Genomic DNA, 25,034 nt, shown 5'->3' on the forward strand with positions numbered 1-25,034 from the left:
GTTCTCTGTTGCACGCTCCGCAGGAGCCGACGGTTATAGAAAACCTGTTCGTGGGCGTCTTCACTGTGCTGTAGGCACAAGCCCTATCAAGGCTGGCCTCGACGAGGCAGGTATACATCGCCCACAACGGCAGCTACTATAAACCGCTTGTCCTTACCGGACAGTTGCCCCTCACAAGCCTCCCCACTGCTAACTGCCAACTGCCCCCTGCCCTGAACCGATTACCCGGTATGGTGGTTTATAGGCTAAACGGTAAACGCAACGAGCCATGAGTACTACGCCTGCGAACAAGAAAAGCTGGATCACCTACGGGGTGTTTGCGGTACTGATCCTGGTCTTATTCTTTACGGAACTGGGTACCACCCTTCGCGGAGGCATTCAGCAGGTATTTCTGAAAACCGGGCTTAAAGATGCCCGGGCGCCAGAGCCGGATGTGCCGACAACGGCCGTTACCGTAAGCCCGGCCGAACAACCGGCTCCGGCCGCATCTGGACCACCGTACCATCTTACCTTATCCAGTCTGGATGGCAAAACCGTAGCGTTCAATAGCCTTGCCGGAAAAGTAATTTTTCTGAATCAATGGGCGACCTGGTGCCCGCCCTGCCGGGCCGAAATGCCCTCCATTGAGAAGCTGTATCAGTCGGTCGATAAAAACAAGGTAGCGTTTGTGATGCTGTCGCTGGATGACAGTCCGGAGAAGGCCCGTAAGTATATCGAGCAGAACAAATTTACCTTCCCCGTTTACGTACCGGCCGGCCCCATGCCCAGCGACTTTGCCACCGAAGCCATACCCACCACGCTGATCCTGGCCCCCGACGGCCGCATTGCCCAGCGCATGGAAGGCATGTTCAATTACGATACCGCTGAATTCCGGCAGTACCTCGACTCGCTCGCCCGATCTACGAAAAGATAGCTGCGCCAGGGTTGTGATTCAGGGATAAGAACCGTATTTTGGCTGTTAATGCCTTACCCATTCTCAGCCGGATGAAACACCTGCTTCCCTTGCTACTGTGGCTATCCCCGTTTATCGCACTGGGCCAACCATCTTTTAATCTGAATTTTGACCGAGCTGATGCAAGTTCCCGTCTCCCGGCCGACTGGTTTCTGATGGGGGCAGAGGCCGGCTATACGGTGAGTCTTGATTCAAGTGTCAGGTACCAGGGCCGGTACGCACTCCGGATTCAGTCCGGTGCAAATTATCAGAGGCAGGCATTTAAAGCGGTTGGTTTAACGATTCCAGCCAGATACGCCGGCAAACAGATTGAACTCACTGGCTATGTAAAAACCAGTCAGGTTGCTAATGGCTGGGCGGGGCTTTGGCTGCGCATTGATGGTCCGGATTTCCCGCTGGCTTTCGACAATATGGAGAACCGGGGCGTCAAAGGCACCACCGACTGGACACGGTATTCCATCAAGCTAAACCTGGCCAATGCCGCACAGCGCATTGTCCTTGGTGGCCTGCTGAGTGGCTCAGGAACCGCCTGGTTCGATGACCTGACCATACGTATCAATGGCAGTGACCTTGATAACGCCAAACTGAAACCGGAAAAACTCACCAAAGCCGGGCTCGACACCGCGTTTCGGAACGGCTCCGGCATTACGCTCGCCCAGCTTACTTCGCAGCAAATCAGCAACCTTGCCGTGCTGGGTCGGGTATGGGGCTTTCTTAAATACCACCACCCCGCCATTGCCAAAGGCGATTACAATTGGGATGCCGAATTGTTTCGCGTCCTCCCTAAGGTACTCGACACCCGCACCACCGCCGAACGCAGTGCCGTATTGGAGCAATGGATCAGCCGGTTAGGACCACTGCCTACGGCCCGACGTCCGGATACCACATCCCTGAAGCAGGCTTTTCTCAAACCTGATTTGCGTTGGCTGAACGACCCGACTCTGCTGGCCCCCACGTTAGGCCGGCAGCTCCATCAGATCTACCGGGGCCGTAACGCAAAATCGCATTATTACGTCGCGATGGCACCGGGCGTGGGTAATCCTGAATTTAAAAACGAAGACGGTTATGCGGGCATAGCCTACCCGGATGGGGGCCTGCGCCTGCTGAGCCTGTTCCGCTACTGGAACATCATTACGTACTTCTTTCCCTACCGGCACCTGATTCAGGAGGACTGGAACGCCGTTCTTACCAATTTTATACCAAAGTTTGCCGGCTGCACCGACCTCCAGCAGTACCTGCTCGTCAATCTGGAGCTCATCGGCCGCGTCCACGACACCCACGCCAACATCTGGAACAACCCTCCGGAGCTCGAACGCTGGCGCGGCTCGTACCTCTCACCAGTGCAGGTCCGGTTCATCGAAAATCAGGCAGTAGTTACCGGCTATTACCATGATTCAGCCGGGCGCGCGTCAAGGCTGAAAGTGGGAGACATCATCACCAAACTCGACGGCCTTCCGGTGGACCAATGGGTAGCCGCCAGGAGCCGGTACTACCCGGCCTCCAATCAGCCAACCCGCCTGCGCGACATGGCCCGCGACCTGTTGCGTGGTCATACGGCAAACGTAATGCTGGAAGTAAGCCGTACCGGAACGTCATCTACAACCGAGCTAAAGCGTTATGCACGCAACGAGCTGGCCCGAAATACAGCCATCGACTACGCTACCTATCCGCAGGATAGCAGTTACCGGATGCTGGCCGACTCCATTGGCTTCATCTTTCCTGCCAAAATAAAAAACAGTCAGCTACCCGCCATCCAGAAAGCGTTCGGGAACGCCAAAGGCATTGTGGTCGATTTACGCTGTTATCCCTCTGAATTTATCGTGTTCACGCTTGGCAGTTTCTTCCATACCGGCCCGACGCCGTTTGTGAAGTTCACCGAAGGAGAGGTCTCCAACCCCGGTCTGTTTAGCTGGACAAAAGAACTGAAGGTTGGCTCCAGGGGCGTCCCGCATTTTCCCGGTAAAGTGGTCATATTAATCAATGAAGAAACGCAGAGTCAGGCCGAATACACCACAATGGCGTTTCGGGCGGCTCCCAATGTGACGGTTATCGGCAGCCAGACGGCCGGAGCAGACGGCAATGTGTCTCCGTTTCCGCTGCCGGGTAATGTACGGACCATGATTTCCGGCATCGGCGTTTATTATCCCGACGGCCGGGAAACCCAGCGCATCGGCATCGTACCCGATCTGGAGATAAAGCCTACGATTCAGGGAATTCGGGAAGGCCGTGATGAACTGTTAGACAAAGCGATTGAGTTAATCAAAAAGTCCTCACTGACAGCAACGCGATAAATGTTACCCAAAGCACGGCTCCATGAGATTAGTTTGAGTAGCCATTTGCTGTTGTCCCTTAGTAGCACACCCGTTTCACTTCAACTGATACGCCACTACGGATTTGGCCATAAAGGTGGGTACATACAAAATACCCTGGCGAGCATCGTAGCCAATATCGGCCGTATTCTTTTTCTGTGATCGGGTGTCCAGTAAGGTTTGAACCTTACCATCCTTTGCCAGGTGATACACAACACCACCCCAACTGGAGATGATAAACTCATCTTTGCCTGTTGGCTCAATGCCATCTCCGCCTAACTCCAGGTTACCGACTACGCTTTGCTTTTTATCCGGCCCTACTTTGACAACCTCTTTGCTGAGTACATACAGGTCGCGGCCAACCGATTTGAGACCATTGACCCCTTTTGCATCACTCAAATAGAGCGTTGCCTGACCGTTCTTAATCTGATGCACCTTTCCTTCTTTACTGTCCGATACATAGATAGTGCCCTGGTCGTCGATCGTAATGTCGTTCAGGCCTGTGGCAGCTTGTACCGGTATTTTGGTGTCCACTTTGCCCGTCGCCAGGTTAATCACCGCCACTTCCGAAACATCAGCCACGTAGAGATTACCTCGCCAGATGCCCATGCCTTTCGGGGCGTGCAACCCGCTTACCCACGAAGCATTCAGGATCTTACCATTTCTATCCAGTTTGGCAATCCCTCCCCGGCCATCGGTATCCCAGGGAGCCCCATCAATCAGGGAGACATACAGCACATCCTTATCCGGTAAAACGGATTCAGGAATAGCCAGGGTGGAGTCGCTTTCCCAGAGCTTTACGAGTTGCCGCTGGGCCTGGCTGGTGAATCCACTCAGCAGGCCGGCTAATACGAGTAGTGTTTTTACAGAACTTTGCATATAGGAGTTGGGGTTAGGGAAATATACGCTAAAGATAGCAAACAATCTTGAGAGCTAAGCTAGCCAGGTAACAGGCGTTAGCCTTCGGTCAATTTCCGAATTGGGGTCAATTCTACTTTCCGGAATTCAACCTCAGCCCCTTCGGCCTGTAATGCAATCTGTCCCTGCCGGGCGGTAGCATTGTAGCCGAAATTAACCAGATCGTTATTGACCCAGACTTTAACAGAATCATTCAGGCACTCAACAACCATGGTATTCCACTCACCAAGGGGCTTCTCTGAACCATCGGTCAGGTTGATAACGCGCCGTTCCTTCCCCTCGGTAATACCCCAGTTTTCTTTAGGACCGCGCCGTTTTTCCATTTCAGGCACGGTAATATCCTCGACAATGCACCAGAAGTCACCCGCATTCTGATGCATCATCTGCACTTCGATTGATTTGGGAAACATCTTGTAGAGGGAACGCGGGGTAGAGGCATGCACCAGTACCCCACAATTGCCCGGCTTCCCGGCAAAGCGGTACTGGACTTCAAGCCGGTAGTTCTGGTGGGATGCGTCGGTAATCAGGTGCCCGTTGGGCTCCCCTAAACTAACCAGCAGGCCGTTCCGAACAATAAAGGGCGTTCTTACCGACGAATTATTGTCCATAGCCGGCACATCTACATGCCATCCGCTCAAATCTTTACCATTGAACAAACTCCTGGTTTGAGCCACCGAACGCAATGGTAGTAGCAGGATAACCACCAACATCAGGTGTTTACCGGTGACTATATGTTTATAATGCCTCATAAAGTTAAAGGGGTAAGCTTTTGGCGGCTAAATATAAACAAATCAGAACTTCGCACCCACTGTCAGGTAGAACGCCCGACCATCGGCGGGAATGATGCCGGGACCGGGATAGGCATCGGCCCGGCGGGTAAAATAGTGCGCATCGAGCAGGTTGTTGCAGGTACCTTCCAGGCTTAGCCACTTCCAGCGGCAGGCCGCCGAAAAATCAACAATCTGGTAGGCGGGAATTACACCGTTGACGGCCGTGGAGGTTCGGCGGGCGTTGGTGGCATCGGTAAAGTGTTCACCGGTATAGGCGTATTGCAGCGTTGCCGACAGATCTGCGCCATTGGATAAGGTACGCCGTAGGGTAGAACCGGTGCGAATCAGGACCGGCGGTACCTGCTCCACTTGCTTATTCCGAATGGTGTTGTCGTTGGTGTTGATATAGCGGGCATCAATCATCGACACATTGGCGAATACCGACCAGCCGGTCAAAGCCTCCCGGTTGCCGAACAGCTTCGGAACATCTATCTCGCCAAAGGCTTCAATACCGACATTCCGCGAATCAGCGATGTTGGTTCGCAGGCGGTAGTCGAGGTACAGGGGCGGCTGATCGGCTTTTAGCAGCAGACCGATGCGGTCTTTGTAGGCGATGTAAAAGGCCGTTACGTCAAACGTGAAGAAATCTTCGGCACTGCCGCGAATACCCAGGTCGGCGGTATAGCCGCGCTCATCTTTGATGTTCGGGTCTACGGCGAAGTTCGGGTTGGCAATGCGCAGATCGGAGAAGTTGATGGCCCGGTAGTTCTGCGATACGTTGCCGTATACCTCCAGCTTATCGGTCGGTTTATAACTAAGCCCTACGCCCAGCAGGGGAAACGATCGCCGGCGTACCTGGTCGTCCTCAATGCGATTATCGACCAGCAGATTACCGGCAAAGTCAAATACCCGCAGCTTATAGTAGCCTTCCGAGAACGTTCGTATGCTTTCAAACCGGATGCCGGGGGTAACACTCAGCTTTGAACTCAGGTTGAAAATGTTCTCGATAAAAACGGCGTCGTTTTTATTCGGAAAGCGGTAGTCGGAGCCCTCCAGGTTAGTCGGGTTTAGAAAGTAAAAATCGGCACCCGATTTATTGTTGGCATCACCTTGTCGGGCCGTGGTAGTGCCCCGGTACCAGCGCACCCCGGCCAGAAACGTGGCCGGCTGACCCGCCACCGTATACCGGGTCAGCAACCGGGTTTCGTTGCCGATGTTGTTGAACCCGCCGTCGATCAGGTTGCGGTTACCACCCAGATCGGCCACGTTGATCCGCTCCAGATTACCCAGCGCCGACCGGCTCGCTACCAACCCAAACAGACGGGTATTCAGCCGGGTCCGCTCCGATAGCTGGTAGTCGGCCGTAACGGCCATCAGGTTCCAGTTAACCTTGAACCAGTTGCGGGTGCGGATTGACTGCCGGGGGTTTTGGGCAAACTGAGCGTCGGTCAGGCCACCGGGCTGCTGTGCCAGGTAATCCATATACGTGTATTCGACGCCCAGTGTCAGCTTCGGCGCTACCTGATACCGCATGGCACCGTAAGCGGTGTTATTGGTAAAATCGGAATTGGGTCGCCAGCCGTTGCCCAGCTTCCGCTGGTAGAAGCCGTAATAGTTTAACTTGCCGTTGGCCACTGTGCCGCCCACGCTGTTGAACGAGCCGAAAAAGCCCCACGAACCAACAGTCTGACGGCTGGTGAGTTCAATGGCCTTATCTTTCGGCCCGCGCTGGAAACGAAAGTTGAGCATCCCGCCAAACTGCGTACCATACTGCAGCGAAGCCGCTCCGCGCACCACCTCTATGCGTTCCAAAGCCTCCACGGGTGGTGTATAATAGCTCTCCGGATACCCCAGCGCATCCGCCGAAATATCGTAGCCGTTCTGGCGGGTGTTGAAGTTAGACGTCCGGTTGGGACTCAGGCCGCGGCCGCCGATGCCGAGTTGCAGACCGGCACCGTCGCTTTCCCAGATGTTCAGGCCCGTTACCTTGGCAAAAACCTGCCGGGCGTTATTCGTCGCTTTGTTGACGGTAAGGTCGCGCAGCACCACCACCTCACTTTTCTTCGCTTCGTAGATGGCCGTACCCTCTACCGATTTCAGCCGCGTAATACCGAAGGTGCGCTCCCGCTGCGCCTGCACCACTACTTCATCCAGCGTTTTGGCCAATTCGCCCAGATTGAAGTTGAGCGTCTGGGATTCGGTGCCGATTAGTACCGTCTGCGTAGTTGTTTCCAGTCCCAGTGCAAAAGCCACAACCATATGGGTGCCGGTTGGGAGCTTCAGCCGGTACTGCCCGCTGGCGTCGGTAACCGTGTTATAACGACCGTCCTGGGTAGTAACCACGGCATCTTCGACCGGCTTCTGGTTGTCGGCCCGCCGGATTTGCCCCGTCAGAACAGAGGTCTGAGCGAAGAGCGGACAGGCAACGGCTAACAGGCACATTAATAGCAGCAGTCGTTTCAGAATTATGGTTTTATTTGCGCAGCGTAAAGAGTCGTCCACGGTTCGGCAGTAATAATCTTGCGCAAATTTAGATTAATTATAAATAAGCTGGACACGTTTAAACGCTTTTGTTGTTTTTTGGGTCAAATAAGGTAGTACATGTGGAAAAAAATCATAGCTGGCTTACTGGTTGTTTGTTTCGTCGTTGCGATCTGGCAACGTGAACTAATCAGCTACGGCTGGATGCAGGCCAAGGGCCAACTCAGGATTTTGTGGAATACCCAACCGGTTGAAGAGGTACTGGCGGACCCGGCCTATCCCGACTCACTGAAGCGTAAAATTGAACTCATACAGGAGATCAAGCGTTTTGCTGTAGACTCGATAGGTTTAAATCCCTCAGGTAGTTACACTACGTATTACGAGCAGCATGGGCAGCCTATCCTCTGGGTCATTACCGCGTCGGAACCGTATCGGCTGGCCGCGTACCAGTGGTCATTTCCGATCTTAGGCCTGTTTTCCTACAAAGGCTTTTTTGAAAAGCCACGGGCCGACCGCGAAGAAGCTGCCTTAAAAAATGCGGGCCTGGATACGCGGATCGGTGAGGTTTCGGCCTGGTCGACGCTGGGTTTCTTTAAAGACCCAATCCTGTCGAGTATGCTGGATCGCCCCGTCGGTCGGCTGGCAGAACTGATAATCCATGAGCTGACGCACGGCACCCTGTTTATCAAAAACAGCCTGGAATACAACGAAAACCTGGCTGACTTTGTGGGTGAGTACGGAGCGCTGCGGTTCATGGCGCAGAAATATGGTACAGATTCGGAAATCTACCGGTCTTACCTGGCCGAGCGGGAATACGATGAACGCTACGATGAGCATATTCTGCGGGGTACCCGGAAGCTGGATAGTTTGTACCGGACGTTTGGCAAGCAGACTCCGGTTTCGGAGAAACAACGGCTGAAAACGGTGATGATTACGCAGATTGTTGAAACGGTGGACACACTCACCGACGGTCAGCCAAAACTGATTCAGCCGTTAACGAAAAAGCGAAAGACCGGCAAACTAAAACTACCCAACAATGCGTATTTTGTTGGATACCTGACATACCGGAAGCAGCAGAACCAGTTTCGCACGGAATTTGAGGAGCGATTTAATGGAGATTTTAAGCGTTATTTTTCATATCTGAAAGAAACCTATCCATCTTTGTAAACGACGATCAACGTCCAACGACGAATCGACATGAAGAGAATACTTGCAGCTATCGGCATCTCAGCGTTACTGGTATCCGGTTTTTCAAGCCTGGACTCGTACCGGCGTGTGGTTAACAACAGCTTCGGGCCGGGCGAACATATTGAATACCGGGTTCATTATAGTTTTCTGAATGCTGCGGAGGCAACGGTAGATGTTAGCCCGACGGTGTACAAAGTTAACGACCGGGCCTGCTACCGGGTGAATGTTTATGGCCGTACGGTGGGTGCCTTTGACCTGGTGACCCGGATCCGCGACACCTGGCGATCTTACATAGATACCACGGCGATTGTGCCGCAGAAATTCTACATCAATATTCAGGAAGGAAATCACCGCAAGGAAGAGAACGTTACCTTCGACCACCAGAACAACCTGGTGCGGTCGGAGGAGAACGCGGGTAAAAATGTCATGAAAGTCCCCGACAACGTGCAGGACGTTATCAGCGGTTACTATTACCTGCGCACCGTTGATTTTAATAAATTGTCGATTGGGCAAACGCTGGAAGTCCCGGCCTTCTTCGACAAGGAACTCTATAACATGCGGGTCCGTTACCGGGGAAAAGATGTGGTAAAGACGAAATTTGGCCGCATCAATGTCATTAAACTTAATCCGGTAATGCCACCGAATAAACTGTTCAAAGGCGAAGAGTCCATCCGCATCTGGGTATCCGATGATGCTAATAAAGTACCCGTTAAGGTAGAAGTGGACCTGATGGTGGGTGCCATGGAGATGGACCTCCGGGCGTACTCCGGGCTGAAGCAGAAATTAAGATTCTACAAATAAGCGCTGTTTTTTTAAAAGGTGAACCCTTCGGCATTGGGCGCCCAGCGGAAAATAAATTCATGAACACTGTTGCCAAATGAGTTAGGTGCTTCTGGTGTTCTGGAGTTGTAGATATACCCAACGCGGATGAATTGCGATAATTGATACTCCCCTATTCCCTGTATATAATTAATTGATCCCAAACCCAGGCTGTTCCGGCGCAGCGAAAGCCCCAACCCAAGTCGTTCGTTCAGCCACAGCTTTGCGTTCAGGTCGGTGCCGATGGGCTTTCCGGTAACCTGCGTAACCAGCAGCGAGGGTACGAGTACGGCATTTTCGGCGATGTCGAGCCGGGTGCCTAACTGGATAAAAAGCGGGCGGGTGTTCTGGAACAGAAACTGACCGGAAAGCTCATACCCCCGATTGACCAGTTCCGGCAATGAAATACCACCGAAGAACGATTCGGAATTATAATATATGCCTACGCCAACGCTGGCAATTGCCTTATTGAGACCAATTCGGGTGGTCGGGTCAAACACCGGCATGACATTGACGCCCCCCTGCCCGCCAATGGCAATGTCAGATGTCTCGGACAGCGGAAACCGATAAGCTATACTGGCGTATACGCCGGTTGTCGACAGAATACTCATCCGGTCGTTCAGCGCCTGAAGTCCCAGGCCAAGGCGACCATTACCCACGGCCCCGTCAATCGCCAGGGTTTGGGTAATGGGAACATTCCGCAGCCCAAACCATTTGCGCCGGAACATAGCCGTCAGGTGCATCGTCTGCCGGCTGCCGGCATAAGCCGGATTAATAGCCAGTGGATTAATCAGGTACTGGGAATACAGCACTTCTTTCTGCGCAAACAGGTCGGAAGCGCAAATCAGCAGAATCAGAGAAAGTAAGATATGGCGAAAACGAACAGCGAATGTCATAGGTTCATGCAGCAATTCGCCGGTCAAATTGGTTCGTTTTCGCCAGATTTCCTATCCTGAAAGGAGAAAAGTAAGGCTATGCCTCGGCCCGCAGTACCTCCAGGGGCGGACGTACCAGTACCCCCCGGCTATTCAATAAACCGATCAGAATGGTCAGGCCCGTTACGATACCGATAACGGCCAGGAGCGGGGTGAGATCTGGCCGGAAGATGACTTCAAATACATAATGTGCCAGCGCCCATGTTCCACCCAGCGACAGCAAAATGCCGGAAAAAGCCGCCAGTAGTCCCAGCATCAGGTATTCGATTAGCGTAATAAGCAGGATTTGTTTCCGGTTAGCGCCCAGCGTCCGGAGCAAAACGCTCTCCTGCATCCGCTGGTATTTGCTGATGACCACGGAACTACCAAGCACGAGCAACCCTGTAATGATACTGAACAAGGCCATGAAACGAATGACAAAAGATACCTTCGCCAGAATTTCATCTACCGTCTTCAGAATTAACCCCAGATCAATGGCCGACACATTCGGGAACTGCCCCACCAGGTCGCGCTGTAAAGCCGCCGACTGCTGGGTGTCAGGTACCCGCGTCATCAGCACATGAAACTGCGGAGCTTTCTCCAGCACTCCGTTCGGAAATACAATCAGGAAGTTAGTCTGTACCCGGTTCCAGTCTACCTCACGGGTTCCCCCCACAATGGTTGGGATCAGAGCGCCCTGCACATTAAACGTCAGCGTATCGCCCAGCTTTAGTTTCATGCGTTTCAGGTAATCTTTTTCAACGGAAATTCTGGCCATGCCGGCTTCCTGGTACGGTCCTTCGCCTGCAATTAGTTTTTCGGAGTCAATCAGGCTATCCCGGTAAGTCACGCGGTATTCGCGGGTCAGCGCCCAATCGGGTACTTTGGCACTGGTATCTTTCTGGATGGCCTCGACCGTCCGGCCGTTGATTTCGGCCAGGCGCATGGTCACTATCGGCACCTGCTGAATAATGGGTAACTTATACCGCTCCACAAGTTTCTCCACCCCTTCGCGCTGATCACTTTGTATATCAAACAAAACCATGTTCGGCTGCCTTCCGCTGGCCGATAGCTGCACCCGTCCCAGCAGAAGCGTCTGTGTCAGGTAAAGGGTAGCAATCAGAAATGCCCCAAGACCAATAGAGGTTACCAGAATAAGTGTTTGGTTATGCGGTCGGTACAGATTGGCCAGACTCTGCCGCCAGACGTAACTCCAGGATACCGGAAAGAACGTTCGCACCGCCCACATCAGCAGACGACCCAGTAGGGTCAGCACCCCGAAAGCCACCAGCAAACCAGCGGTAAAGCCCAGCGCCAGCCGCCACTCACGGACCTGCCAGTAGGCAAAACCCAAAATAAAGGCAATGATCAATCCGTACACCAGCCACCGGAACGGATCGCGGGAGGTTACGTCCTCCTCATACGAAGTACGAAGTGTCCGTAGCGGTGATACTTTCCGGACCACCAGCAAAGGCAATAGCGCAAACAGCACGGCAATCACCAATCCGGTGCTTACGCCCTGTAGCACGGCCTTCGGCGATACTGCAACAGCCACCTGAACAGGCAGGAAGCTACCAAATATTTCTGGCAATACTAATTGTACTGCTGAGCCCACCACAGCGCCCAAAATAGCACCCAACAGGCCCATCAGCGAGGTCTGAATCAGGTAAATCAGAAACGCCTGCCGGCCTGTGGCACCAATGCACCGCAGGACAGCTACCGAAGCTACTTTTTCTTTGATGTACAGATGTACCGAACTGGCTACGCCTACACATCCCAGCAGCAAAGCCACAAACGCTACGAGGTTAAGAAATTTAGTCAGGTCCTCGAAAGCCCGTCCGGTCTGCCGCTTCCGTTCAGAGATGGTGTCGTAGTTAAAACCCGCTTTGTCCAGCTGATCCTCAATACCTTTTACGTATTTGTCGACATCAAAACTGGGCGCAAACTGGTAATAGTATTTATACTGCGCCCGGCTGCCCCGCTGCAGCAACCCGGTTTCTTTAAGCAGTGGCAACGGAATGAACACCGCAGGTGCCACCGTGGTCGCAATAGCCGCCTGTCCCGGAGTTTTCATCACGCGACCGGCCACCCGGAACATGAGCTTTCCGATCTTTACCGAGTCGCCGGGCTGAGCTCCCAACTGCACCAGTAAGGCATCATCCACCAGGGCTACCCGTTCCTGGGTGTCCCCGGCTTTCCGAAACGCCTTTACGGCCGCAACCGGCTGCGTCTCCCACACGCCATAATAGGGAAACTTACCCTCCAGGGCCTTCACCTGCGCCAGCCGCACTCCGCCCGACGAAGGAAAGAATACCATAGACGGGAAGGATATTTCATAGCTCCGGTCTTTGCCGATGGACCGTAAAAACTCCTGCGTTTTTGGTTTACCCTCTCCCCCGGAGCTTAGTACCAGATCGGCACCTAACAGTTCACGCGCCTGATCCTCTACGCTACGCGCCAGATTATCGCCAAAGGAGTTGATCGCTACCAGAGCCGCAATGCCCAGCACAATGGCCGACATAAACAGCAGGAGCCGCTGCCGGCTCCTGCGGCTGTCGCGCCAGGCCATTTTCCACAGCCAGGGGCTGAACAGCGAAGCCGCCGGCACATTTATTTTTTCGATGGGATTGTCCATGAGAATTGTAGTTTCAGGTTCCAGGTTTCAAGTTGTTTACTCACTATCTAATATGAAACCTGGAACCTGAAACTAATTTTATCCTTTGAAGATCGTTGCGTTATCGGTGATCGTGTCGGAGACGAGGGTGCCGCCTTTGATACGGATGATGCGCTGGGTGCGGGAGGCCAGTTCCAGGTCGTGGGTAACCAGAACCAGCGTGGTGCCGGCTTCGCGGTTCAAATCGAAGATGAGGTCGACAACGCGGGCGCTGGTGTCGGTATCCAGGTTACCGGTGGGCTCGTCGGCAAAGAGAATCTTGGGGCGGTTGGCAAAGGCCCGCGCCAGCGATACCCGCTGTTGTTCACCTCCGGAAAGCTGAGTGGGGTAATGATGGCCCCGCTGCCCTAGACCAACGCGTTCCAGCAAGTCCTGAGCAGTGCGCCTGGCCCCTTTTTCGCCCCGAAGTTCGAGCGGCACCATTACGTTTTCCAACGCGGTCAGGGTCGGCAGCAACTGAAAATTCTGGAAGATAAATCCTACATACTTATTCCGGACGGCCGCCCGCTGGTCTTCACTTAAGTTGTCCAGCTTAATATTATTCAGATATACGCTGCCCGACGAAGCGCGGTCCAGACCGGCGCAAAGACCCAGCAGCGTTGTTTTTCCACTGCCCGATGGTCCGACAATTGAAAAGGTATCGCCGGGTTGTATCTCAAAACTCACATTATCCAGAACCGTCAGGGTACGGTCACCACTCTGATAGGCTTTTGTTAAATTCTCTACGCGCAGAATACTCATAAGGCTTGTATAAAAAGAATGCCGGACGAACCCCCGACCATATATAAACGTTTTTAAATGGGTAAACTATACGGTAATACCTTCTGTATAACAGACTGTACCGAGATTGAGTTTACCCATAACTCCCTACATTATCAAGGATAAGTTAATAAATGGAATAATAAACTGTTGAGCGGGTAATAACCGATTTGGTATATTCGTACTTTACAGAGACTATGAATCTGATTATGAAATTGCGGAACCAACCAAGCCTCATTCGCGCCTATACATTCCTGCTGATCAGCCTGCTGCTGGGTTCACTCTGGGGGTGTGATTCCGGCGAAAACCAGGCCGAAACCAGTCAGCGACGGAAAGGGGCCAATGCAGAAAACAGCAACACGCAGAAGCCTGCTGAACAACCCACCACTGAAAAGATTATTCTGTTCTATGGGAATAGCCTCACCGCTGGTTACGGAATCGAGCCCTCGCAGGCGTTTCCTGCCCTCATCGGGGCTAAACTAGACTCGGCCGGGTACCAATACAAAGTAGTTAATGCTGGACTTAGCGGAGAAACGACCGCCGGCGGCCGAAGCCGGATCGGCTGGGTGCTGCGGCAACCAGTTTCTATCTTTGTGCTGGAGTTGGGCGGTAATGACGGGCTGCGGGGTATTCCGCTAACAGCGACCAAACAGAATCTACAGGCAATCATTGATACGGTAAAGGCTAAAAGTCCAGAGGCTAAGATCGTGATTGCCGGGATGCAGATTCCGCCCAATATGGGGCCGGAGTATACCTCGCGTTTCCGTGAACTCTATAAAGAACTGGCCAGGGAAAACAACCTGGCTCTAATTCCATTTCTGTTGGAAGGCGTCGGCGGTATCCGACGGCTTAATCTGCCGGATGGCATTCACCCCACTCCTGAAGGGCATAAAGTTGTCGCTAAAAACGTGTGGCAGGTGCTGGAGCCGCTGCTTGAGGAGGAAGCCGAAGGCTAGGGCCATGTTTCTGCTTATGCCGGCCTTTCCTCACTACCTACGTATAGGTAAATCCGTTTAGCGCATCAGCCTTCAACCTTTTTATAAATAACATAGTTTAACTATAGAGTTACAATATTTTATCCAGCAACAAATCTCAACAAAGTTATGGAAACGGCTTATTCAACCTCGACGACCACGAAATGGGTCATCGATACGGCACATAGTGAGGTCCAGTTTAAGGTAAAACACCTGATGATTACCACGGTTACGGGATACTTCAAGACGTTCAATCTGGAAGTTGAAACGGAGGGTGACGATTTTACCAAAGCATCCCATATTGTGTTCACGGCGGATGTGGACTCCATTAATACAAACAACGAACAGCGCGACACTCACCTGCGCTCGGCCGACTTTTTTGATGCGGAAAACCACGCTCAGATCAAATTCGTCGGTAAACACTTTGAACCCGACGGAGACGACTACCTACTGCATGGTGATTTAACGATCCGGGGCGTCACCAAACCACTTACTGTCAACGTAGAAGCCGCCGGTACGGTGGTTGACCCTTACGGCCAGACAAAAGCAGGCTTTACCGTAGACGGCAAAATCAGCCGAAAAGAGTTTGGATTGACCTGGAACGCGGTAACCGAAGCGGGTAGCGTTGTAGTAAGCGATGATATCAAGCTGCACTGTGAGATACAACTCATAAAGCAGGGCTAACGATTTTGATGACTACGCTAAGAGCCGGATAACGTAAGTTGTCCGGCTTTTTTTGTTCATGCCTTCTGTATTGCCATAAACCATTCCATTTGGTTTAGCTCTATTCATTTTCTAATTTACCTGCTCCTGTAACTTCATAAACGGAAATGCAAACGGAGGCAGATGTAATTATTGTCGGGGCCGGCCTGGCGGGTCTGGTAGCAGCGGCCGAACTCGCTGATGCCGGCAGACGGGTACTGCTGGTCGATCAGGAGCCGGAGCAAAACCTGGGCGGTCAGGCCTATTGGTCCTTCGGAGGCTTATTTCTGGTCGACTCACCGGAGCAGCGACGGCTGGGCATCCAGGACTCCTACGACCTGGCACTGGAAGACTGGATGGGCACAGCCGGCTTTGACCGGCCCGAAGATAAGTGGCCCCGCCAATGGGCCGAAGCTTACGTTGCTTTCGCAGCCGGTGAGAAGCGCTCCTGGCTCTACCAGCAGGGCCTTCGTTTCTTCCCGGTTGTCGGCTGGGCTGAGCGGGGTGGGTACGGAGCCATTGGACACGGTAATTCGGTACCCCGCTTTCACGTTACCTGGGGCACAGGCCCCGGTGTGCTCGCTCCGTTCGAACATCGCGTTCGTGAGGCCGTAAAGCGCGGCCTGATTACCCTAAAATTCCGCCACCGGGTCAATGAACTGACGCTGACCAACGGCACTGTCGATGGTATACAAGGAGACATTCTGGAGCCCAGCACGGTTCAACGGGGTGAGAAGAGTTCCAGAGTAGTCCTGGAAGACTTCACCTTCAAGGCACAGGCTGTAGTAATCACCTCCGGCGGTATTGGAGCCAATCATGACCTGGTCCGCCAGAACTGGCCGCAACGGCTGGGCGTACCACCCAAATTTATGATTTCCGGTGTTCCTGACCACGTAGACGGCCGGATGCTGGCCATTACCGAAGCAGCCGGGGGCAACCTCATAAACCGGGACCGTATGTGGCACTATACCGAAGGCATTCAGAACTACGCGCCGATCTGGAGCCGCCACGGCATCCGTATCCTGCCCGGTCCTTCGTCGCTCTGGTTCGATGCCCGTGGCAACCGGCTGCCCGGTCCGCTCTACCCCGGCTTCGATACCCTGGGCACGCTCCAGCATATTCGGCAAACCGGCTACGACCATACCTGGTTTGTGCTTACCCAGAAAATCATCCGGCACGAATTTGCGCTCTCCGGCTCCGAGCAAAATCCCGACCTCACCGGCAAAAACTGGAAAATGACCCTCGGCCGCGCGGTGGGCAAAGGGGCCCCGGCTCCAGTTGAAGCCTTCAAGCAAAAAGGTGTTGATTTTGTTGTGAAAGATAACCTGCCTGATCTGGTGCAAGGCATGAACGACCTGGTTGGAGAGCCGCTGATTGATTTGGCCAGCCTGGAACACCAGATTGTTGCCCGCGACCGCCAGATCATGAATCCGTACTGTAAAGACGGCCAGATAACGGCCATTAACGGCGCGCGACACTACATTGGCGACCGGCTGATCCGCACCGCCAGACCACATCGGATACTGGCCCCGGCCTTTGGGCCGCTGATTGCCGTACGTCTGCATATTCTCACCCGCAAGACCCTGGGTGGGCTGGAAACTGACTTATCCGGTCGCGTATTGGGGAGCAATGGGCAGCCAATAGCCGGGTTGTATGCTGCCGGTGAAGCAGCCGGATTTGGTGGAGGAGGTATGCACGGCTACCGGGCGCTGGAAGGCACTTTTCTGGGAGGCTGTATATTCTCCGGTCGAACGGCCGGACGGGCAGCGGCCCAAGCTGTGCGCTGAGCGGAATATCCTGTTTTCTGTAAACAGTGAGGCCTATTCCCTCCATGGAGGGAACAGGCCTTTACTTTCCTTACATCTTCAGGTAAATGTATCAGAAATAGCGTGGGGTCAAGATACGGTTCTTCGTAAACCCGAATTCATACCGCACCATCAGTTCGTGCGAACTGGGCGCCACCAGACCAAGCCGGTTCAGCGTTCGGTCATAGGCATACCCCATACGGAACTGGTCGGTCAGTTGCAGTTCAACCATCCCAACAATGGCATCCGTTGATTCTCTTGTCCAGGTAGAGAACTGGTTCTTCCGAATGGAAGTACCAATGCCAACCCGCTCCGCAATCCAGAGGTTCAGGTTACCGTCGAACCCGAGCGGAGCGCCTTCCGCATATTTTACCAGTACAGAAGGTTTAAGCTTCAGGTTTGGGCTTACACCCACCACAAACCCGGCCATACCATAGGCGTGCCGGCGCTGCACAGACTGGTAATTACCGTATTCGTAATCGCTCAGTCGGTTTTTGATCAAACGTGGCACCGATACACCGATGTAAGACCGGTCATTGCTCAGAAAGATCCCTGTCCCGAAATTTGGCAATGCCTTGCTGACATTGGTGGAAAAAGCCGGGTCAACCGGGCCCATATTACCCGGTGTAAGCTGCACGCCCATAAAATTACGAACCAGCCAGGCAGCGCCGGCCTGCAGGCCCAGCGCCAGCGTAGAACGCTCGCTGAGTTTGATGCGAAAAGCGTATGATGCAAAAAGACCACTTTCATTATCGATACCAGCGCGGTCGTTGTAAAGTTGTAGTCCAACGCCAATCCGTTCCTGGTTCAGCGGCATATCAGCCGTAAACGTAGCCGTTTGCGGAGCACCCTCCATACCCATCCACTGCGACCGGTAAAGAGCCGTTGCACTCAACACATCACGACTTCCGGCATAGGCAGGGTTCAGCGCCATCATGTTGAACATGTATTGCGAGAACATCTTATCCTGCTGAGCCAGGACCCGGCCGCTACCAGCCAGGATAGCCGACAGCGCAATTGCTCCAATTGTTAATAAACGTTTCTTTACCATGTGCTATCAGCGGTTAATCGTCAGGTATTTCACATATTCTCGCCCGTCGCTCAGTCTGACGACGTAATAGTAGGTTCCCTCAGGTAATCCACCGGTAGCGTTACCTACCTGCACACCCGTATTTGACCTGCCATCCCAGTCATTTTTGTAGTCATCACTCTTGTACACCAGATGTCCCCACCGGTTGTACACCTCAAGGCTAACCGTCAGGCCTTCGGTACCGCTGATGACAAAGGTGTCGTTGATACCGTCGCCGTTCGGCGAGAAACCGCCCGGCACAAATACCGTACCGGTTGTCGTTGCTGGTAAAGAAAGCGGTGTTGCTTCGCTCTCGGTGACTTCTGTCGGGTCCTCGTTGCCATTCGGGTCCGGATCAAGACCGTCGGTCGACACATCGATTACCGTAGTAGTACCCGCCCTGGCCACCCCATAAACCGAGTTCAGGAAGGTATTGCTCCGGCCATCGGTCACCACATTGATCCTAAACAGAACGGTATCGGCCTGTCCGGCAGCAAGTATACTTAGACTCTCACCAATGACCAGACGTGTGTCGGAGCTACCATTGAAGCCACTGTTTACAATAAGTTTACTATTCGAGGAAGCCTGTGGCGGTCCAACTACCGTAAAGGTGGCTCCGCTGACTGTATTAAAGACCCGGTTCAGACTATCGGTAAGCTGCACATGTGTTAACTCATCGGAGCCATAGTTCTTCACCACGATTTGATAGGTCACGTCGTAACTGCCGTTAGCCTGCCGTACTGTATCTTTTACAGACTTAGCTACCCCAAGCCGGGCTTCCAGTGGTGAGCCAGTCAGCACAATTTGTGTCGGTTGGCTGTTGTTACGCGGATCAAGGTCGTTGTCCGGGTCAGCATTGGAGCCGGCCGTTGATGTATCCCTGACCATAGTGCCACCAGCGGTTTGGGCCATGGCAATTGCCGTGTTATTAAAGGTAGTCCGGTTGGCGTTACTCACATTGATCCGAACCGTAAACCGTACACTCCGGGTAGCGCCACGTGGCAGGTTACTCAGGTTGCTGTTAAGCATATTGATGAGTAGCCCCTGACCCGTGAAGCCCGCGTTAGGTGTAAATCCGGCATCCGTCGAAACACTGATCGGGTTGCTGACAATCAGGACGCCACTGCCATAATTCTGGGCTAAGTTATCACTTACCTGGACGTTGCTCAAGTCTTCGGTCCCCAGGTTGGTCACCCGAATGGTATAAGTAAGATCATATACCCCCGGACTACCCGGCACCGGCACCGGGGTACTAACCGCTTTGGCCACACCTAACATGGCTGTCGGCACATCAAAGCGTACCGGCGTCGGCGTGTTCCCTACCGGATTCGGATCAAATCCGTTGTTCGACTGATCCTGCACCAGCGTTACCGGACTTTCGGTATAGCCGGTTGCCAGCACACTGCTGAAGAACGGTCCCTGATTCCCGGCTAACACCACATTGACGACGATGAATACTGAATCACGTTCACCCACATTAAGTCGGCTGGCGGGTAACAGCAGTTCTGTACCGGCGGTCGGCCTGCCGGTAAACGCCGGGTTGACAACCAGGTTACTACCCGCCCGAACAACCGGCGCTCCTATTACCGAGAATGAGGTTGGAGCAGCAAATGAGTTGGCCAGATCGCCCATTATCTGCACGCCTGTCAGCGGCACATTACCAAAGTTCTGGACAGTAGCCCTGTACCGTAGTCGGTAAGTATTGGTCGACAGTTGATCCCTGGCCACCAGCGCCAGCGCTACCCCAATGGACGCACTCTGGTTTTGCGGCTGCGTGGTACCACCCCGTACCGATACGGCGATACTGCTGGATGCTTCTCCCAGGCAACCCTGAGAACGGCAGAAGGCCACAAAGCTCTGGTCTATTTGCAGCGGCACCACAATAGAGCTGCCAGTCATACCATTCGACCAGGTTACTGTTCCCGGACAACCGGTAGCTGTCAGCGTCACACTGGAACCGGCGGTGACCAGCGTAGACGATGCCGTGATAGTTGGCCTTGGCGTCTGATTTACAGTGATGGTGTAGTCCTGTGACCGGTCGCTTACGCACTGCCCATTGCGACACACTACATTATACGTGGTGGTCGTGGTAGGCGACACAACGATACTACTGGTCGTCTGCCCGGTATTCCACTCCGGCGTACCATCACAATTCTGAACGATCAGCGTCAGGAACTGGCCGGGACATACCGACTCGGCGCTACAGATAACCGTTGGCCGGGGCCGGGTCGTGACGGCAATCTGGACAACATTGGACGGCAGACTGCCACAGCTAGTGCCTACCCGACAAATAGCCGAGAACTGATTCTGTTGCGGAGTTGGCGAAACGGTTATACTGGTACCTGTTTGTCCATTGGACCAGACAACCGTACCGGCACAGTTGGCGGCATTCAATGTAACGGTGCCGCCATTGCATACGGTCAGCGACGAAGCCGTTATGGTTGGTGGCGTGCCGGTATTGTTTACGTTAATAGTAATGCGGTTTGACTCAGCACTCTGGCACCCTCCCACCTGACAGCGGGCGAATACCTGTTGCGTAGCCGATGCGACAAGACTGATATTCTGCCCGGTAGCGCCATTGCTCCAGACGATGGTTCCGCCCGGACAACTACTGGTAGTCGACAGATTGACCACATCACCTGCACACACCAGCGTACTGCCCTGAACGGTAATTGTTGGCGTTGCCGGATTGGCAACGTTTACCGTCACTCCATTGGATGGATTGCTCAAACAGCTTCCGACCCGGCATTGTGCATAGAAGGTCTGGTTGGCGGTGAGTGTTACATTAATGACGGAGCCCGTCTGTCCATTGGACCAGCTCACGGCACCGGAGCAACCCGAAGCCGTCAGCGATACCGTGCCGCCCACGCAAATTGTACTGGAACTGGCGGCAATAGCCGGCACCACCGGATTAGCTATGTCAATGGTGTAATTATCAGAACGTGGACTGGTACAGGCTCCCTGCCGGCAGACCACCGAATACGTATTATTACCCGGAACGGGTCTGACAATAATATCGGTTGTTGTTTGTCCCGTGCTCCAGATCGGCGTGCCTACGCATCCCACTACTGTAAGCGTTAGTTCTCCACCCGGACAAACCTGCGTAGCGCTACAGACAACTGTCGGCTTGGGAAGTTCAGGTAATATGGTAATCTGGACTGTATTGGATGGCGGACTGGAACATGCGCCTACGCGGCACACGGCCGAGTATTGATTCTGCTGGGCGGTGGGCGCGACAACAATGCTGGCTCCCGTCTGTCCATTGGACCATACCACCGTACCAGCACAATTAGCTACCGTCAGGGTGACCGAGCTGCCCGCACAGGTGGTCAGCGACGAGGCCGTTATGGTCGGCGGTGTACCTACAGGCACAACAATAACCGTAATCGGGTTTGAGGCCGGACTCGTACAGGCACTTTGGCAGACAGCCGTAAATTGGCTCTGCTGAGCAGTCGGTGTCACAATAATGCTGGCTCCTGTCTGTCCGTTCGACCAGACAACCGTGCCGGTACAACCGGCTGCGGTCATAGTCACCGAGGTACCGGCGCACACGGTTAGTGATGAAGTGGCACCCGGCTGCGAGGAGGCTGAACCTGTCGGCGAGGTTGCCGTCACTATGGGAGGTGCCACCGCTCCGGGGGTTATAGTAATAGTTACCGTGTTAGACGATGGACTGGTACAGGCCGCCCCCGCCTGGCACATGGCGGAGTACTGATTCTGCTGGGCCGTCGGGGTAACTACAATGCTGGTTCCCGTTTGTCCGTTGGACCACATGACGGTGCCGGCGCAGTTAGCCGCCGTTAGGGTGACCGAGCTACCCGCACAGGTGGTCAGCGACGAGGCCGTTACCGTCGGCGGAACATTCGGGTTGGCTAGATTTATCTGAACTACATTTGAGGTTGGACTATTACAGGTCCCCACCCGACATACAGCAGAGAATTGGTTTAGCTGGGCCGTTGGTGTCACCACAATACTGCTGCCGGTCTGCCCGTTCGACCAGATCACTGATCCGGCGCAGTTAGCCGCCGTCAGCGTCACCGAATTGCCGGCACAGACTGTCAGCGATGAAGCCGTTACCGTTGGTGGCGCCACCGCTCCGGGGGTTATGGTAATCGTTACGGTATTAGACGCCGGACTGCCGCATGTACCAACCCGACATACAGCCGAGAACTGATTCAGCTGCGCTGTAGGTGTCACCACGATACTGCTGCCGGTCTGCCCGTTCGACCAGATCACATTGCCGGTGCAATTGGCAGCGGTCAAGGTTACGGAGCTACCGGCACATACCGATAGCGATGAAGCCGTTACCGTTGGCGGGGTACCTACAGTAGTAACATTAATACGGATCCGATTGGATTCTGCGCCCCGGCAACTACCTATCTGACAATAGGCGAAGACGTCCTGAGTAGCTGAAGCTACCAGGCTAATATTCTGACCCGTTGCTCCGTTGCTCCAGACGATGGTTCCACCCAGACAACTGCTGGTTGTCGACAGATTAACTACATCACCCGCACAGACCAGCGTACTGCCCTGAACGGTAATCGTTGGGGCAGCGGGTGTAACCACATTCACGGTAGCACCCACCGATGGATTGCTCAGACAATTTCCGATCCGGCATTGCGCAGTAAATGTCTGGCTGGCATTCAGCGACATAGAAATAACCGAGCCGCTCATGCCGTTTGACCAGGTAACCGTTCCGTTACAGCCGGTTGCTGTCAGCGATACGGTGCCACCCACGCAAATCGTAGATGAGCTGACAGCAATGGTTGGTACGGTCGGATTAGCAATATTTATAATGAAATTATCGGAACGTGGGCTGACGCAGTTCCCCCGGCGGCATTCTACATAATACGTATTGTTACCGACTGTGGGCGTTACGGTTATCGATGAAGTAGTCTGTCCTGTACTCCACAACGGGATACCGTCACAACCAACAACACTTAGGGTAACTTGTTCGCCCGGACATACCTGGGTCAGGCTGCAGACTACGGTCGGCTTGGGCAGATTAGCGCCAACATTTATGACCACTGTCGCCGGGGTGCTCAGGCAGTTAGCCTGCCGGCAAATTGCGGTATACGTGGTGTTTACCTGCGGACGCACCAGAATGGAGCGGCCTGATTGTCCGCCTTCAGACCATTGTATAGTACCTCCTTCGCAGCCAAGAGCCGTCAACCGCACAGAATCACCGGCGCAGATCGCTGTTGAGCTGGCTACAATAGTGGGCGGTTGCGGATTTACCACATTGACAACAATGAGGTTGGAGCTATTACTAACACAAGCACCGATTACGCAGCTGGCCGAGTAAGTAGTAGTTGTCTGAGGAGATACCGTTATGGTAGACCCGGTTTGTCCATCTGACCACCGGATAGTACCATTAGCACAACCAATAGCCGTAATTTGTGTGCTGCCACCAACGCAGATGTTCGGTACTACACAAACAATGGGCGGTGATTCGACATTACAGGGACCGGTAACCGGCCGGAGACCGGCATCAACCGTATTGTTTGTACGGCCGATGGTATTGGCTGGCTGTTCAGCATTAATGGTAATCGGGCCGGTAAAACCATCTGGCCCGGCATCGCTGTCAATGGCATCATTAGCGCCAGCGTTCGCGGTTGTAAACTGCTGCCCTGATGGCGCAATAAAACGAACCCGGTACGTACCGGACTGCAATGAATCGAACCGGTAAAAGCCATTGGCATCCGTAAGAATCGTGCGCAGTGGGTTTGTGCCGGTAGCCGTATATAACGCAACCTGAACACCGGCAACACCGGTATTCGGACCATCATCCTGTAAGCCATTTTCGTTCAGGTCCCTGAATACAAAGTCGCCAATCGACCCGTACGGTCCCTGTATAATCTCTATATCACAGCAGTTACCCGAAACACAGCCGTTTCGGGTCGTCTGAAAGGTATAGATGCCTGGACTTCGGATCAGCAGCGAACTGTCGGGGTTCATCATAGCGAGCGTGGGCGACACGGCGGCTGTTCCTATCTGCTGTCCGTTCCGGAACCAGCGAATACCCGTATATCCGGTTGGAATTGAAATGGTGAATTCATCGCCGGGATACCAGAACACTGGCACCGAAAAACAAACCGAAGCATAGTCATCCTCCAGCAGATTGCCGTTGCCCGGCTGCGAATCCGTGTCCAACGGGCTGGCTGTCATAACCTCCGCTATATTGAACCAAACACCCCGTTCGAGAACGCGGGTACTGATGACAAGAACCGCCGAGTCGTTGGGTGCCACCGTACCCACCGTCCACATGCCCGTAGCCGAACTAAACGTATTGCTTCCCCGGAGCGCGTTACTCGACACAAACTGGGTTCCGCCCGCTGGCAACTGATCCCGTATGGTTACATTAGTGGCCGTGCCGGGGCCGCTGTTCCGGACTACTAACGTATAAGAAATTACATCGTTCAGTTGCGGGCGGCTGTTGCTAACCTGCTTACGAAGACTCAGATCTGCCGTGGCGGCCTGTCCCATAGCGCCAACGGAGAAAAGCGTTCCAATAAACGCTGTAAGGCAGAATAGTATCGACTTCAGATTCATCGCCTGCCGACGGGTACCAGGCCCGGCCGACAGAGTAAGATGAGGGACAATAGTTAGCGTAGAAGTTTCTTTCATCTGCAACTGATTTGCGATGTATACTCGATAAGACCTGCCCCTTCCTGCTGCTGAAAAGCAGCCAGTATGTCTT

The 25,034-nt window shown here is 53.7% G+C and carries 15 protein-coding genes; 7 read left to right on the forward strand and 8 right to left on the reverse strand.

Annotated elements, in window-relative coordinates:
- Nucleotides 1–268 precede the first annotated feature (268 nt).
- Both ABD949_RS07120 and ABD949_RS07125 read left to right on the forward strand, forming a co-directional pair.
- Nucleotides 269–913 carry a TlpA family protein disulfide reductase gene (locus tag ABD949_RS07120; protein ID WP_345241989.1) on the forward strand — a complete coding sequence of 215 codons (645 nt, stop codon included), beginning with the start codon at nt 269–271 and terminating at the stop codon, nt 911–913.
- Between the two features lie 71 nt (nt 914–984).
- Entirely contained in the window at nt 985–3,243 is a 2,259-nt protein-coding gene (locus ABD949_RS07125; RefSeq protein ID WP_345241991.1) for a S41 family peptidase, read from the forward strand.
- Between the two features lie 75 nt (nt 3,244–3,318).
- Here the strand turns inward: ABD949_RS07125 and ABD949_RS07130 are convergent, their stop codons facing one another.
- The 3 genes from ABD949_RS07130 to ABD949_RS07140 all read right to left on the reverse strand — a co-directional run bounded on the left by ABD949_RS07130 (nt 3,319) and on the right by ABD949_RS07140 (nt 7,391).
- Nucleotides 3,319–4,140 (reverse strand): SMP-30/gluconolactonase/LRE family protein, encoded by an 822-nt coding sequence (locus ABD949_RS07130; protein ID WP_345241993.1) that lies wholly within the window; start codon nt 4,138–4,140, stop codon nt 3,319–3,321.
- 77 nt (nt 4,141–4,217) lie between these two features.
- Nucleotides 4,218–4,889: a 3-keto-disaccharide hydrolase gene (locus ABD949_RS07135; RefSeq protein WP_345242339.1), complete on the reverse strand. Its 672-nt coding sequence runs from the start codon at nt 4,887–4,889 to the stop codon at nt 4,218–4,220.
- 81 nt (nt 4,890–4,970) lie between these two features.
- Entirely contained in the window at nt 4,971–7,391 is a 2,421-nt protein-coding gene (locus tag ABD949_RS07140) for a TonB-dependent receptor domain-containing protein (protein ID WP_345241995.1), read from the reverse strand.
- Between the two features lie 159 nt (nt 7,392–7,550).
- On the opposite strand from ABD949_RS07140, the gene ABD949_RS07145 reads away from it, so the two are divergent.
- Together ABD949_RS07145 and ABD949_RS07150 are read left to right on the forward strand one after the other, a co-directional pair.
- Nucleotides 7,551–8,597, forward strand: a complete 1,047-nt coding sequence (locus tag ABD949_RS07145; protein WP_345241997.1) for an aminopeptidase — start codon at nt 7,551–7,553, stop codon at nt 8,595–8,597.
- A gap of 30 nt (nt 8,598–8,627) precedes the next feature.
- The gene (locus tag ABD949_RS07150; protein WP_345241999.1) at nt 8,628–9,419 is read left to right on the forward strand and encodes a DUF3108 domain-containing protein; all 792 of its coding nucleotides are present in this window, start codon (nt 8,628–8,630) and stop codon (nt 9,417–9,419) included.
- Between the two features lie 11 nt (nt 9,420–9,430).
- Here ABD949_RS07150 and ABD949_RS07155 read toward each other — a convergent pair whose 3' ends face one another.
- The 3 genes from ABD949_RS07155 to ABD949_RS07165 all read right to left on the reverse strand — a co-directional run bounded on the left by ABD949_RS07155 (nt 9,431) and on the right by ABD949_RS07165 (nt 13,766).
- Entirely contained in the window at nt 9,431–10,333 is a 903-nt protein-coding gene (locus ABD949_RS07155) for a PorP/SprF family type IX secretion system membrane protein (RefSeq protein WP_345242001.1), read from the reverse strand.
- Between the two features lie 76 nt (nt 10,334–10,409).
- Complete coding sequence (locus tag ABD949_RS07160) at nt 10,410–12,920, reverse strand: ABC transporter permease (protein WP_345242341.1); 2,511 nt, start codon at nt 12,918–12,920, stop codon at nt 10,410–10,412.
- 144 nt (nt 12,921–13,064) lie between these two features.
- Nucleotides 13,065–13,766 (reverse strand): ABC transporter ATP-binding protein, encoded by a 702-nt coding sequence (locus ABD949_RS07165; RefSeq protein ID WP_345242003.1) that lies wholly within the window; start codon nt 13,764–13,766, stop codon nt 13,065–13,067.
- Between the two features lie 227 nt (nt 13,767–13,993).
- Between ABD949_RS07165 and ABD949_RS07170 the strand changes: the two genes are divergently transcribed.
- From ABD949_RS07170 to ABD949_RS07180, 3 genes are all read left to right on the forward strand, one after another.
- Entirely contained in the window at nt 13,994–14,740 is a 747-nt protein-coding gene (locus tag ABD949_RS07170; RefSeq protein ID WP_345242005.1) for an arylesterase, read from the forward strand.
- A gap of 147 nt (nt 14,741–14,887) precedes the next feature.
- Nucleotides 14,888–15,442, forward strand: a complete 555-nt coding sequence (locus ABD949_RS07175) for a YceI family protein (protein ID WP_345242007.1) — start codon at nt 14,888–14,890, stop codon at nt 15,440–15,442.
- Between the two features lie 146 nt (nt 15,443–15,588).
- Complete coding sequence (locus ABD949_RS07180) at nt 15,589–17,247, forward strand: FAD-binding dehydrogenase (protein WP_345242009.1); 1,659 nt, start codon at nt 15,589–15,591, stop codon at nt 17,245–17,247.
- A gap of 91 nt (nt 17,248–17,338) precedes the next feature.
- On the opposite strand, the gene ABD949_RS07185 is transcribed toward ABD949_RS07180, so the two are convergent.
- Nucleotides 17,339–18,316 (reverse strand): PorP/SprF family type IX secretion system membrane protein, encoded by a 978-nt coding sequence (locus ABD949_RS07185; RefSeq protein ID WP_345242011.1) that lies wholly within the window; start codon nt 18,314–18,316, stop codon nt 17,339–17,341.
- Between the two features lie 6 nt (nt 18,317–18,322).
- Complete coding sequence (locus ABD949_RS07190; protein WP_345242013.1) at nt 18,323–24,961, reverse strand: SdrD B-like domain-containing protein; 6,639 nt, start codon at nt 24,959–24,961, stop codon at nt 18,323–18,325.
- Nucleotides 24,962–25,034 lie beyond the last annotated feature (73 nt).

The sequence above is a fragment of the Nibrella saemangeumensis genome (genome assembly GCF_039541915.1).
GTDB lineage: Bacteria > Bacteroidota > Bacteroidia > Cytophagales > Spirosomataceae > Nibrella > Nibrella saemangeumensis.

Excerpts from the sequence above, each read along its gene's own strand:
- ABD949_RS07180 (WP_345242009.1), top strand. The coding sequence starts at position 15,589 with ATGCAAACGGAGGCAGATGTAATTATTGTCGGGGCCGGCCTGGCGGGT.
- ABD949_RS07190 (WP_345242013.1), bottom strand. The coding sequence starts at position 24,961 with ATGAAAGAAACTTCTACGCTAACTATTGTCCCTCATCTTACTCTGTCG.
- ABD949_RS07130 (WP_345241993.1), bottom strand. The coding sequence starts at position 4,140 with ATGCAAAGTTCTGTAAAAACACTACTCGTATTAGCCGGCCTGCTGAGT.
- ABD949_RS07160 (WP_345242341.1), bottom strand. The coding sequence starts at position 12,920 with ATGGCCTGGCGCGACAGCCGCAGGAGCCGGCAGCGGCTCCTGCTGTTT.
- ABD949_RS07120 (WP_345241989.1), top strand. The coding sequence starts at position 269 with ATGAGTACTACGCCTGCGAACAAGAAAAGCTGGATCACCTACGGGGTG.
- ABD949_RS07125 (WP_345241991.1), top strand. The coding sequence starts at position 985 with ATGAAACACCTGCTTCCCTTGCTACTGTGGCTATCCCCGTTTATCGCA.
- ABD949_RS07140 (WP_345241995.1), bottom strand. The coding sequence starts at position 7,391 with ATGTGCCTGTTAGCCGTTGCCTGTCCGCTCTTCGCTCAGACCTCTGTT.
- ABD949_RS07150 (WP_345241999.1), top strand. The coding sequence starts at position 8,628 with ATGAAGAGAATACTTGCAGCTATCGGCATCTCAGCGTTACTGGTATCC.
- ABD949_RS07155 (WP_345242001.1), bottom strand. The coding sequence starts at position 10,333 with ATGACATTCGCTGTTCGTTTTCGCCATATCTTACTTTCTCTGATTCTG.
- ABD949_RS07145 (WP_345241997.1), top strand. The coding sequence starts at position 7,551 with ATGTGGAAAAAAATCATAGCTGGCTTACTGGTTGTTTGTTTCGTCGTT.
- ABD949_RS07170 (WP_345242005.1), top strand. The coding sequence starts at position 13,994 with ATGAAATTGCGGAACCAACCAAGCCTCATTCGCGCCTATACATTCCTG.
- ABD949_RS07175 (WP_345242007.1), top strand. The coding sequence starts at position 14,888 with ATGGAAACGGCTTATTCAACCTCGACGACCACGAAATGGGTCATCGAT.
- ABD949_RS07185 (WP_345242011.1), bottom strand. The coding sequence starts at position 18,316 with ATGGTAAAGAAACGTTTATTAACAATTGGAGCAATTGCGCTGTCGGCT.
- ABD949_RS07165 (WP_345242003.1), bottom strand. The coding sequence starts at position 13,766 with ATGAGTATTCTGCGCGTAGAGAATTTAACAAAAGCCTATCAGAGTGGT.
- ABD949_RS07135 (WP_345242339.1), bottom strand. The coding sequence starts at position 4,889 with ATGTTGGTGGTTATCCTGCTACTACCATTGCGTTCGGTGGCTCAAACC.